The sequence below is a fragment of the Vibrio sp. AH4 genome (assembly GCF_030710545.1).
Taxonomy (GTDB): Bacteria; Pseudomonadota; Gammaproteobacteria; order Enterobacterales; family Vibrionaceae; genus Vibrio; species Vibrio metoecus.
In genome coordinates this window covers 1,341,910-1,354,162 of record NZ_JALAIV010000001.1, presented here as the reverse complement: position 1 = coordinate 1,354,162, position 12,253 = coordinate 1,341,910, and the positions used below count along the sequence as shown (strand labels likewise).

14 protein-coding genes are annotated in these 12,253 nt (G+C 46.4%); 6 read left to right on the top strand and 8 right to left on the bottom strand.

Features of this window, described 5'->3' with window-relative positions; genetic code table 11:
- The first annotated feature begins 13 nt into the window (after window positions 1–13).
- The 3 genes from rsmA (at window position 14) to apaH (ending at window position 2,121) form a co-directional block, all read left to right on the top strand.
- Window positions 14–829: a 16S rRNA (adenine(1518)-N(6)/adenine(1519)-N(6))-dimethyltransferase RsmA gene (gene rsmA / locus MKA69_RS06410; RefSeq protein ID WP_001243263.1), complete on the top strand. Its 816-nt coding sequence runs from the start codon at window positions 14–16 to the stop codon at window positions 827–829.
- Between the two features lie 73 nt (window positions 830–902).
- Window positions 903–1,283, top strand: coding sequence for a Co2+/Mg2+ efflux protein ApaG (gene apaG, locus MKA69_RS06405; protein WP_000383334.1), 381 nt, complete (start codon window positions 903–905; stop codon window positions 1,281–1,283).
- A gap of 10 nt (window positions 1,284–1,293) precedes the next feature.
- Window positions 1,294–2,121: a bis(5'-nucleosyl)-tetraphosphatase (symmetrical) ApaH gene (gene apaH / locus MKA69_RS06400; RefSeq protein WP_055035045.1), complete on the top strand. Its 828-nt coding sequence runs from the start codon at window positions 1,294–1,296 to the stop codon at window positions 2,119–2,121.
- Window positions 2,122–2,148: 27 nt separating this feature from the next.
- Here apaH and folA read toward each other — a convergent pair whose 3' ends face one another.
- The 6 genes from folA to rplU form a co-directional block, all read right to left on the bottom strand.
- On the bottom strand, window positions 2,149–2,631 hold the full coding sequence (gene folA / locus MKA69_RS06395) for a type 3 dihydrofolate reductase (RefSeq protein ID WP_055033235.1): 483 nt from the start codon (window positions 2,629–2,631) through the stop codon (window positions 2,149–2,151).
- A 12-nt stretch (window positions 2,632–2,643) separates the two neighbouring features.
- Entirely contained in the window at window positions 2,644–3,117 is a 474-nt protein-coding gene (locus MKA69_RS06390; protein ID WP_305847704.1) for a threonine/serine exporter family protein, read from the bottom strand.
- Complete coding sequence (locus MKA69_RS06385; protein ID WP_000444262.1) at window positions 3,117–3,878, bottom strand: threonine/serine exporter ThrE family protein; 762 nt, start codon at window positions 3,876–3,878, stop codon at window positions 3,117–3,119. The genes MKA69_RS06390 and MKA69_RS06385 overlap by 1 nt, the downstream gene beginning before the upstream one ends.
- Before the next feature lie 131 nt (window positions 3,879–4,009).
- The gene (cgtA, locus tag MKA69_RS06380) at window positions 4,010–5,182 is read right to left on the bottom strand and encodes an Obg family GTPase CgtA (RefSeq protein WP_055033236.1); all 1,173 of its coding nucleotides are present in this window, start codon (window positions 5,180–5,182) and stop codon (window positions 4,010–4,012) included.
- Between the two features lie 208 nt (window positions 5,183–5,390).
- Entirely contained in the window at window positions 5,391–5,651 is a 261-nt protein-coding gene (gene rpmA, locus MKA69_RS06375) for a 50S ribosomal protein L27 (protein WP_000940598.1), read from the bottom strand.
- Between the two features lie 20 nt (window positions 5,652–5,671).
- Complete coding sequence (gene rplU / locus MKA69_RS06370) at window positions 5,672–5,983, bottom strand: 50S ribosomal protein L21 (RefSeq protein WP_000271393.1); 312 nt, start codon at window positions 5,981–5,983, stop codon at window positions 5,672–5,674.
- Window positions 5,984–6,253: 270 nt separating this feature from the next.
- On the opposite strand from rplU, the gene ispB reads away from it, so the two are divergent.
- Complete coding sequence (gene ispB, locus MKA69_RS06365) at window positions 6,254–7,225, top strand: octaprenyl diphosphate synthase (RefSeq protein ID WP_055031028.1); 972 nt, start codon at window positions 6,254–6,256, stop codon at window positions 7,223–7,225.
- A gap of 145 nt (window positions 7,226–7,370) precedes the next feature.
- Here ispB and MKA69_RS06360 read toward each other — a convergent pair whose 3' ends face one another.
- Together MKA69_RS06360 and mdh are read right to left on the bottom strand one after the other, a co-directional pair.
- Window positions 7,371–8,777: a basic amino acid/polyamine antiporter gene (locus tag MKA69_RS06360; RefSeq protein WP_305847703.1), complete on the bottom strand. Its 1,407-nt coding sequence runs from the start codon at window positions 8,775–8,777 to the stop codon at window positions 7,371–7,373.
- 336 nt (window positions 8,778–9,113) lie between these two features.
- The gene (mdh, locus tag MKA69_RS06355) at window positions 9,114–10,049 is read right to left on the bottom strand and encodes a malate dehydrogenase (protein WP_000861560.1); all 936 of its coding nucleotides are present in this window, start codon (window positions 10,047–10,049) and stop codon (window positions 9,114–9,116) included.
- 327 nt (window positions 10,050–10,376) lie between these two features.
- Between mdh and argR the strand changes: the two genes are divergently transcribed.
- Together argR and MKA69_RS06345 are read left to right on the top strand one after the other, a co-directional pair.
- On the top strand, window positions 10,377–10,847 hold the full coding sequence (argR, locus tag MKA69_RS06350) for a transcriptional regulator ArgR (RefSeq protein WP_001246635.1): 471 nt from the start codon (window positions 10,377–10,379) through the stop codon (window positions 10,845–10,847).
- Window positions 10,848–11,171: 324 nt separating this feature from the next.
- On the top strand, window positions 11,172–12,140 hold the full coding sequence (locus MKA69_RS06345; RefSeq protein WP_009355179.1) for a TAXI family TRAP transporter solute-binding subunit: 969 nt from the start codon (window positions 11,172–11,174) through the stop codon (window positions 12,138–12,140).
- The last annotated feature ends 113 nt before the right edge of the window (window positions 12,141–12,253 follow it).

Below are 12,253 nucleotides of genomic sequence, written 5' to 3'. Positions count from 1 at the left end.
CTTCGAGAACACTATGAGAAATGATGTCCACTTAGGGCACAAAGCACGTAAACGCTTTGGTCAAAACTTCCTCAATGATCCTTACATCATTGATGGTATTGTGTCGGCGATTAATCCAAGACCGGGGCAAAACTTGGTTGAAATCGGCCCAGGATTAGGCGCGATCACAGAACCGGTAGGACGTGAAGTGGATAAGTTCACCGTCATCGAACTTGACCGTGACTTGGCGGAACGCTTGCGTAATCATCCAGAATTGGCAAGCAAACTGACTATCCACGAAGGCGACGCCATGCGTTTTGACTTCAAGCAACTGGTAAAACCAAACAACAAACTTCGTGTGTTTGGTAACTTGCCTTACAACATTTCAACACCACTGATGTTCCACCTTTTTGAATTCCACCGTGACATTCAAGACATGCACTTCATGCTGCAAAAAGAGGTGGTCAACCGTTTAGCTGCTGGCCCCGGTAGCAAAGCTTATGGCCGCCTAACCGTGATGGCGCAATACTACTGTAAAGTGGTTCCGGTACTGGAAGTTCCGCCAACAGCGTTTGTGCCACCACCGAAAGTAGACTCAGCGGTTGTACGTCTCGTTCCATACGAAGATCTACCACACCCTGCGACCAGCTTAGAGTGCTTAGATCGCGTAGTACGTGAAGGCTTTAATCAACGTCGTAAAACCGTACGTAACTGTTACAAAGGTCTGGCTGAGCCAGAAACACTGGAAGCACTGGGCATCAACCCAGGAATGCGCCCAGAAAACCTGACCCTAGCTCAGTTTGTGGCATTAGCGAACTGGCTTGATGCCAAGCACAAAACTCACGCATAATCCACAAGGACGACATTAAGTCGTCCTTTGTTTATCTGCCAATACTATCTACCACTAGGCTGAGGAGTCGCTCATGGATGTTTCGCTTCCCTGCATCAAGATTCAAGTGCAAACCCGCTACATTGAGGAACAATCCGATCCTGAATATCAGCGCTTTGTCTTTGCTTATCTGATCACAATTAAGAATCTCAGTGCTCAAACGGTACAGTTATTGGGGCGTCGCTGGTTGATCACCGATGCTGATGGTAAACAGACGGTCGTCGAAGGTGATGGCGTTGTGGGTGAACAACCCCATATCGAGCCTAACGACGAATACACTTACAGCAGTGGAACGGCGCTGGATACTCCAGTGGGTGTCATGCAAGGCCAATACTTGATGATCGATGAGCAAGGTAAGTCTTTTTCCGTAGAAATTGAACCGTTTCGCCTAGCCGTTCCTCATGTACTGAATTAATGGAGTTTGTGTGGCTAATTATATCGTTGGAGATATTCAAGGCTGTTTTGATGAATTACAGCTGCTGCTTGACCGGATTAAATTTAACCCTCACCACGATACCCTTTGGTTTGCCGGCGATTTAGTGGCGAGAGGTCCTAAATCGCTCGAAACTCTGCGCTTTGCTCATCAGCTCGGTGGTGCGGCTCGGGTGGTACTGGGCAATCATGATTTACATTTACTCGCGGTATCACTCGGCACTCATCCGGCGAAACGCCGCGATCAAACCCAACCGATTTTAGATGCGCCCGATGCTCCTCAATTGCTCAATTGGTTACGCCAGCAACCATTACTCGCCGAACATGAAGAGTTTGTACTCTGTCATGCAGGTATTTCACCACAATGGGATCTGGCTACCGCCCGCCAAGCAGCACAAGAAGTAGAACAAGTTCTGCGTAGTACACAATGGGCGAACCTGATTACCCAAATGTACAGCGATGAACCAGATGCATGGCATTCAGATCTGCAAGGGATCGCTCGCTTACGCTATATCATTAATGCATTCACCCGCATGCGCTTTTGCTTTCCAGATGGTCGTTTAGATATGAAGTGCAAGCTCCCACCTAAAGAAGTGACCGATGGTAGCCTATTGCCTTGGTTCCAATTACCGCAACGAATCTCTCTCGAAAAAGCAGTGATTTTTGGTCATTGGGCAGCGTTGGAGGGTTATTCCAGCGATGAGGTGATTGGGCTCGATACCGGCTGTGTTTGGGGCGGAACACTCACCATGCTACGTTGGGAAGATAAGCACTACTTTGTACAAACCGCGCTTCAAACTGAAAAAGAAAACACCCGTTAATACGGGTGTTGGCGATGTTATCTTTGGCTATTGGCGTTCAAAAATCACAAAATCCATTGCGTACGCATTTTTTTCATCCGCAGGATAATGCTCGCGAGCCCCCTCCTGCCACTCACTTCCCCACGCAGGAAACTGGGTGTCACCATCAAGGTTGGCCCTGATCTCCGTGATATACAGCTTGTTAGCGATGGGTAAGCAAGCTGCATACAAACTTCCGCCACCAATAATCATAACCTCATCCACAGCTCCGGCTTTCGCTAGCGCCGCGTCGATCGAAGTCACCACATCAACCCCATCAATCTGCAGATTTTCATCACGAGAAATTACAATATTGTGTCGCCCCGGTAAAGGTCGCCCAATCGATTGGTAGGTTTTACGTCCCATAATCACAGGTTTGCCTAATGTGCAGCGTTTAAACCATGCGAAGTCGGCAGGCAAATGCCAAGGCATCTGGTTATCTTTACCAATAATGCGGTTGTCTGCCATCGCGGCAATCATACTGATCATCATTTGTCTCTTACCCTAAATAATCGGCTTACGACGGTAGAATAACAGCCCTGGAACCGCTAAACCAACGGCTAAACCCGCAATGATAAACATCGCCTTGAGGAAATTCTCCATGAGCGCTTCTAATAGCTCCGGTGAAAAGCCAAGATGATTGATCTCCACTAGAGCAATCATCGCCTTAAACGCGAAAACACCGGGGACCATAGGAATGAGCGCTGCGACCGTAAACACTTTAGGATGCGCCAAAAAGCGACGTGACCAATACACCCCAACCATACCCACTAATGTTGCGGCGAAAAAGGTCGCCCATTCGATCGGTACGCCAAATTGCATCATTAAATAACGCGAGCCATGACCAAGCGCGCCACCAAGCGCACAATACTTCAATGCAGGAGCTGGCACATTAAATACCAAAGCAAACCCAACCGCCGGAATTGCGGCAAAAAACATGTCGTTGAGTAGCCCCAAAAATAGATCCCAACTTAACATTACCACCCCCAAATCCCAGTCACGCTCATTGCCGCAACAATGCCGAGAGCCGTAGCCAAGGTCAGCAAACTCGCCATCACAAAACGGGCAATACCCATATTGATATACCCTTTGAGCATATCAGCAACCGCATTAATTAAAGGAAAACCAGGGACTAGCATCAGTACCGATGAAGCCATGACTATCGTGGGTTTATTGCCGAGATGATAAATCACCGCTTGAGCTGAAATGACCGAAGTGACAAAAGCCGTGGCGGCAAAGTTGATCAGCGGGTTGAACTGACGATGACCGATTTCTTGACGCACGATCATGCCCACCGACGAGGCGATCAAAGTGATCAAAAACACCATCCAATCCCCTCCAGCTAAGCGACTAAAAGCGGCGCAGGAGAGGCCAATCATACTCACGACCAACCAACGATTGTAGCGTTCAGGACTGATTTGATTGAGCTTTTTTTGCGCTAAGCTGTGATCGAGAATGCCTTTCTCCATCATAATGCAGATACGCTGGATCTGAGTAACCACCCGCATATTGATCCCACGATCAGGGCTGCGTCTCGCGGTAGTGATGCAATGTTCTTTATAAACCGTTGTAACAACTAAAGAACTTGCCGAGAGAGAAACTTCAACCTCACTCATACCACTGGCAAGCCCCATACGGCGCATCATATCCCCCACTAGCGTACTTTCAGCACCATGCGCTAATAACATCTGCCCTGCCTGGGCGATCAAACGAGAAACGGCTCTCTGTTTGCTTTCCATGATTCCTTTCCTAAAAGCCTAAGATAAATAATACCGAACAGTGACACTTAGTGTGCCTTAAACCACACAGCAGGAATATGATTTAGACACAAAAAAGCCGCAACAAAGTTGCGGCATTATCTGTAAGTTGATTAGTCACGGACATAGATAACGTGACCGTCATCTTCTTCGTCGTCCCAGTCATCCCAATCGTCATCATCTTCCGTGATCACTTCTTGACCGGCCAAGCCATCTTTATGGTTATAATCCCATGTGAAGTTGACTTTTTCCGCTTCCGTCTGCTCTTCCGCTTCGCGCGGTAGAGTATCCATAAACTCTGCCAACTTCATGCACAGTTCTTTGGTACCTTGACGATTTGCAGCAGAAATTTTGAAGTAGTCGCCTTCCCATGCGAGTGCATCAACAATGTCTTGAATGATCTCGTCCGCTTCTTCTTCTGACATCAGATCAACTTTGTTGAACACCAACCAACGTGGTTTTTTCGCCAGCTTTTCACTGTACTGCTCAAGCTCATCAATGATAGTCAAAGCATTCTGCGCAGGATCGCTTTGATCCGCGGGCAAAATATCAATCACGTGTAGCAGCACGCGACAGCGTTCAAGGTGTTTTAAGAAACGAATTCCTAAACCAGCCCCTTCCGCAGCACCCTCAATCAAACCTGGGATATCAGCGACCACAAAGCTTTTCTCAGGCAACACGCTCACGACACCAAGGCTTGGTACAAGAGTCGTAAACGGATAGTCCGCGACTTTCGGCTTAGCCGCAGAAACGGCGCGAATAAAGGTTGATTTACCCGCATTTGGCATACCTAGCATGCCGACATCAGCTAGCAATAGCAGCTCTAAACGGATATCACGCAACTCACCTTTAGTACCCATGGTTTTTTGGCGTGGTGAACGGTTGACCGAAGATTTAAAGCGAGCGTTACCCAAGCCATGCCAACCGCCCTTAGCGATCATAATCTTCTTACCGTGCTCTGCGACTTCACCAATGATTTCATTAGTGTGAATATCGACAGCACGGGTACCTACCGGTACGCGCAGTTCTTTGTCTTTACCGCTTTTACCGGTACAGTTACCGCCACCACCATTTTTACCACGTTCAGCTTCATAAAAACGCTGGAAACGATAGTCAATCAAGGTGTTAAGGTTTTCATCGGCGACCATATACACATCGCCGCCATCACCGCCATCGCCGCCATCAGGGCCGCCATTGGTAATGAATTTTTCACGCCAGAAGCTGACAACACCGTTGCCACCATCACCAGCTTGAACTTTAATTACCGCTTCATCTACGAATTTCATTTTTCCTCCACTCAATCTCGTGGGAAATCTTAATCAGTCTAGTAAACCTGAGAACGTAGATCCCAGAAAACAATCGCCTGCTTGGATCAGGCTACATTCAGGTCTAGGGTCTAGGGTCTAGGGTCTAGGGTCTAGGGTCGACCACACTTTCGATAAATAAAAAACCCCACCAAACGGCAGGGCTTTTGAATTCATCAAGAAACTTTGCTTATTCAGCAGTTTCGATGCTAACGAATTTACGGTTCTTAGGACCTTTAGTCTCGAACTTCACTTTACCATCAGATAGAGCGAATAGAGTGTGGTCTTTACCGATGCCTACGTTAGTACCAGCGTGGAACTTAGTACCACGTTGACGAACAATGATGTTACCTGCAAGTACAGATTCACCACCGAAACGCTTAACACCTAGACGTTTGCTTTCTGAATCGCGGCCGTTACGAGTAGAACCACCAGCTTTTTTGTGTGCCATTGTTGAACTCTCCTAATAACTTAAGCGTTGATACCAGTGATTTTCACTTCTGTGAACCACTGACGGTGACCTTGTTGCTTACGAGAGTGCTTACGACGACGGAACTTAACGATTTTTACTTTATCGCCACGACCGTGTTGTACCACTTCAGCAACTACTTTACCGCCCTCAACAAGAGGAGCACCTACTTTAATGTCTTCACCGTTAGCAACCAGTAGAACTTTATCAAATTCTACAGTTGCACCAGTTTCAACGTCTAATTTCTCTAAACGAAGAGTTTGACCTTCGCTTACACGGTGTTGTTTACCACCAGATTGGAAAACAGCGTACATATTTTACTCCGCTCTTTCCGCACAGCCTATGCTTATATTTTATGCGATAAGGGTGTGCGCTAAACTAATCATCAATAGGGCGCAGATTCTACGTGAATGATGTGCCTATGACAAGCCATATTTTGAAAAAAATGGCGAAAAGCTAATCGCCAAACAAAAGTGCCGCAATCATGCCTTTAAGCCATGTATTAATCAATGATTTTTAGTGTATTATGCAGCAATTCCAGAAGACTAAATGCCTTACACGCTCTTATTTCAGCCGGATTTACGATGGATTTTAAAGCTATCCAAGCGCTTACTGCCAATGACATGGCAAAAGTGAACGAAACGATTCACGCTCAACTCAATTCTGACGTTTCCCTAATCAACCAACTTGGTTTTTATATCATCAGTGGTGGTGGGAAGCGTTTACGCCCATTGCTGGCTGTTTTATCAGCCAAAGCGCTCGGTTATCAGGGGTCACATCACACGACAGCCGCCGCTTTCATTGAATTCATTCATACGGCAACCTTGTTGCACGATGATGTGGTCGATGAATCGGATTTGCGCCGAGGTAAAGCAACGGCCAATGCTGCTTTTGGTAATGCCGCTAGCGTATTAGTTGGTGACTTTATCTACACTCGCTCATTTCAAATGATGACAGAATTAGGATCGATGAAGATCCTGAAACTGATGAGTGATGCGGTAAACGTGATCGCCGAAGGTGAAGTGCAACAATTGATGAACTGCAACGATCCTGATACTACCGAAGCTAGTTACATGCAGGTGATTTATTCGAAAACTGCACGTCTGTTTGAAGCCGCCACCCAGATCGGTGCAATCTTGTGTGACGCCTCGCCGGAAGTTGAGTTAGCGATGCAAAACTATGGCAAGTACCTCGGCACTGCATTCCAGCTGATTGATGATGTGATGGACTACACTTCAGACGGCGAAGAAATGGGTAAAAACGTCGGCGATGATCTGGCGGAAGGTAAGCCTACTCTGCCATTGCTTTATGCGATGCAGCACGGAAATTCCGAACAAGCTTCGATGATTCGTGAAGCGATTGAGAAGGCCAATGGCATGTCTCGCCTCAATGAGATTCTCGTAGCAATGGAGCAAACAGGCTCTCTGCAATACACGATCGAGAAAGCACAGCGTGAAGCAGATAAAGCCATTGCTGAGTTAGCCATTCTGCCAGAAAGCGACTACAAACAAGCGTTGATCACGCTCGCTCATATGTCGGTCAATCGCAGTAAATAAATAGTCTGAAAATTCGGTGGGATAGCAACAGCAACTCACTCAAAAATGGATTATGTTTGGTTACTAAAAACCCCCTCAGCTCCACGAGCTTGAGGGGGTTCTTTTATCCGTTGTTCAAACGACATCAATGATCACATCAACGCCTTTACCAAGCACCTTGCCACAGCATACCTGCTGCTCCCAACGCAAACAGTAATAATGTACAAGCACCAACCCGTTCTCGGCCACAGAATGCTTTGGCACCTTGTTCACGCTTCGCTTTCAAATAAAACGCAAAACCAGGCACGTATAAGAGTGTTGATAACATTAAATAATGTAAACCTGATGCGTAGAGCAACCACACACCGTAAACCGTTGCTCCTAAGCCAATCAACAGAAGTTTACCTCGGTCTTGCTGCTCAATAGCCAGCTTGAGCGTAAATGCCCCCACCAGAAAATAGGGTACCAAAATCATTTCGGAAGCAAAAACCAGCAAGGTATCGTAAGTGCTCGCGGTGTAGCGTACGAGAATCAAGGAAACTTGGATACACAAGGTCGTTAAAAACAATGCATTCACAGGGCTCCCTGCGGGGTTCTGTTTCGCGAAACGATGAGGAAAGACCTTATCTTTTGCTGCAAGGAAAGGGGCTTCGGAAGCCAAAACGGTCCAACTCAGAAACGCGCCGCAAACCGAGATCAAAAGCCCAACTGCGATGATGTACTTACCCCATGGGCCGATAATCGCGGTCAGCACTTGTGCCATTGAAGGATTCGGATATTGCGCTAGCTCATTAACCTGAATTACCCCCATCGACAATAACGTCACTAAGACATAAATCGAGAGTGCGGTAAGCAGGCCAAGAATGGTAGCTCGGCCAATATCCTTACGCTGACGAGCTCGACTCGATACCACGACTGCACCTTCAATGCCGACAAATACCCAAACCGTGATCAGCATAGTGGCTTTAACTTGCCCCAACAGATTAGCACCTGAAATATGGTGCATTCCGGAGAAATCTAAACGAAATGTCGGCCAATGGAATGCGGTAATTGCACAGAGAATAAAAAGCAGTAAAGGCACCATTTTGGTCATGGTGGTGATGAGATTGATCAGAGCAGCAGTTTGTACCCCTCTTGATACTAAACGGTGTACTCCCCACAGCAAGCATGAAGCACCACCAATTGACCACCAAGTATTACCAGAGCCAAAGATGATTTTATCTGGAGTATCAAACAGCAGCCCCAAGGTACTAAATACGATCACCAGATAAGAGACGTTAGCGACCATCGCGCTAAACCAATAGCCCCACGCGGAGCAAAAACCTGCAAAATCACCAAAACCTTCGCGAGCGAAGCCAAATACACCACTGTTGACATGGGGTTTATTGACGGCCAAATATTGAAAAGAGAGCGCCAGAAAGATCATGCCGATCCCAGTGATCGACCAACCGATCATCACCGCCAGTGGACTGGCGACTGCCGCCATATTTTGTGGCAAGCTAAACACGCCCGCGCCAATCATGGAACCAATCACTAACGCAGTGAGAGAGCCTAGACCCAGTTTTTTATCCATTATTTTTCAATCACCAATAACAGAAGTAAAAGCCATCTTCCCCTTCCAAAAAACGATAACAAACAGAAGACAATCCGTTTGCTATGGCCGAAGGGCAACCAGTCAACTCACAACGTATGAGTTGAAGAATAGAAAAAACAGCGCATCTTACACGAAAAGCAGTGATATGAAATGATAATTAGATAAGTAACATAAGAATTCACTAGTGGTAAAACACAGGGCAACATTTAATACTGTCAAATCAAATATTTAATTTAATCACTATCAGAAATACCAGATAAAAAAATACCGCTCATTCGAGCGGTATTCTTAAATATTCGAACGGAGAGTGTCGACTTATTTTACAAACTCAACACCGATTTGAATGTCGCCTTTCAGGGTATCTAACATGCCATCCAGAGCCGCTTGCTCATAAGCACTCAGCTTGCCGATCTCCAGTAGCTCTTCAACACCGTTTTTACCTAGCTTGATCGGTTGAGCAAAGAATGGAGCGTGTTCACCCTCACCTTCTACATAAGCGTACTCAACCACATTCGCTTCGCCTTGCATTGCTTTCACCAGTGCTAAGCCAAAACGACATGCCGCTTGTCCCATAGACAACGTGGCAGAACCGCCACCCGCCTTAGCTTCAACCACTTCAGTACCCGCATTTTGGATACGTTTAGTCAACGCTGCGACTTCTTCATCGGTAAAGCTCACACCTTCCACTTGTGATAGCAGAGGCAGAATGGTGACACCGGAGTGGCCGCCAATCACAGGTACACGAACTTGGCCTGGATCTTTATTTTTCAGCGCCGCAACGAAGGTTTCAGAGCGGATCACATCCAGAGTAGTAATACCAAACAGTTTACGCTTGTCATATACACCGGCTTTCTTCAGCACTTCCGCTGCGATTGGCACAGTGGTGTTAACTGGGTTAGTAATGATGCCGACACACGCTTTTGGACACACCACGGCGATTTTTTCTGCTAATGCTTTGACAATACCGGCGTTCACATTGAACAGATCAGCACGATCCATACCCGGTTTACGCGCAACACCTGCAGAAACTAGCACTACATCCGCCCCTTCCAGTGCAGGCGTTGGGTCTTCCCCCGCATAACCTTTGATAGAGACTGGCGTTGGGATATGACTCAGATCTGCTGCCACACCTGGAGTGACCGGTGCGATATCATACAGAGCTAGATCAGAACCAGCAGGAAGACGATTTTTGAGTAACAGAGCAAGGGCTTGACCAATGCCGCCAGCGGCACCAATAACAGCGACTTTCATCGTAAATCTCCTTGAGAGTAATCTCTTATAAGTTTGTAGGGTGATTAGGTGTATCCGACCGTCAAACGCTATAGTAATCACAATCTGATTACAATCAATTAACGTCAGCTTTGCGACTTTGCGCAATACTGCGAATTAAGCGTTACAGAATAGAAGACGATTATCGGTCAATGTTCAATTTAGACAAAGAGTTATAAAGCGATCTAACCTGATATCAAAAACATTTACAGTGACAGTTAAGACAAATTTAGCGAGTCGTTTGGTGTGTCATGCATAGGTATGCGAGAATATGCACAAATTGATCAATTAACCAAAGTAAGAAGAACAATGCGTAACGTAGATAAACAAGACAACCTCGTCCGAGCTTTTAAAGCTTTGCTGAAAGAAGAGCGCTTTGGTTCACAAGGCGATATCGTTGAAGCCCTGAAAAATGAAGGTTTTGACAACATTAACCAATCTAAAGTATCGCGTATGCTGACTAAGTTCGGCGCGGTACGCACCCGTAACGCCAAAATGGAGATGGTTTACTGCTTGCCTGCCGAGTTAGGCGTTCCAACCGCCAGCAGTTCACTACGTGAGTTGGTACTCGATGTGGACTACAACAACGCGTTAGTTGTTATTCGTACTGGCCCTGGTGCTGCACAGTTGATTGCGCGCTTGCTAGATTCGTTGGGTAAATCAGAAGGGATTCTAGGTGTAGTCGCTGGCGATGATACGATTTTCATCACACCAACACTCGATGTACCAGTCAAAGAGTTGTTCCACTCCGTCTGCGAATTGTTTGAATACGCAGGCTAACCCATTTATCTATTGAATATTTTTTGGTCACGTATCATTCACGTGACCAAACTCACATCTTAGACACATCATCCCTGCGCCTAATAAAAAACTAACCATTTGAAATTAAACAACAATGTTTATAGGATACTCAACATCTTGCTGTTTAATAAATGAGTCAATCACACTATAAATTTTAACAGTTGTGTAATTATCTGTTGGTTTTTTGGTATGATTCCACCGCTTTATCATTCTTTTTGACGCATAAAGCAACGTTTCTCAGGCAGGAAAGCTCGAAGCCACGCTGACGCTTTGGGACACATTACAATGAAGGAAGGGAAATTCATGTCATTACCTAAAATAATCAAAATGGGTGCTATTGCAGCCGCTGTTATCGGCTCAGGTATCGCCAGCGCACAAGATTTCATTACGATCGGTACCGGCTCGGTGACGGGTGTTTATTATCCAACGGGCGGCGCTATCTGTAAGTTGGTAAACAAAGACCGTAAAGATCACAATATTCGCTGTTCAGTTGAATCCACTGGCGGCTCTATCTACAACGTCAACACCATTCGTTCTGGTGAATTGGACTTTGGGATCGTACAGTCAGATTGGCAATACCACGGTTATAACGGTACCAGCGAATTTGCAGAGCAAGGCCCATACAAAAAGCTGCGTGCGGTGTTCTCACTCCACACCGAGCCATTCAACATAATCGCGCGTGCAGATTCAGGTATTGAAAATGTGAAAGACCTTGCAGGTAAGCGCGTGAACATCGGCAACCCAGGTTCTGGTGATCGTGCGACCATGCAAGTGGTAATGGATGCCTTCGGTTGGACCAACGACAGCTTCAAGCTAGCGTCGGAGCTCAAAGGTTCTGAGCGTTCTCAAGCTCTGTGTGACAACAAGATTGACGCCTTCATCTACATGGTGGGTCATCCAAATGGAGCGATCAAAGAAGCAACGACTTCTTGCGCGGCCAAACTGGTTCCCGCGACTGGCCCTGAGATCGAAAAAATTGTAGCCAACAACCCTTACTATGCTTACAGCGTCGTACCTGCAGGCATGTACAGCGGTACCGACCAAGATGTGAAAAGCTTCGGGGTGGCCGCAACGCTAGTGACTTCTGAAGATGTCTCTGAAGCGGTGGTATACAACGTCACCAAAGCAGTCTTTGAAAACTTTGATACTTTCACGCGTCTTCATCCTGCATTTGCCAACCTGAAAAAAGAGGACATGGTCACGGCAGGTAACTCAATCCCTCTCCACCCTGGTGCTGTGAAGTACTACAAAGAAGTGGGTTTGATGAAGTAAGTTTTTGTTTAAAAATCATCTCACACAGTAAAACACAAGAGGAGGCTATCGCCTCCTCATTAGTATCACGTGCTCTTTTGGTGATGCTATTTTCAGGTACAACACTCTCCGTA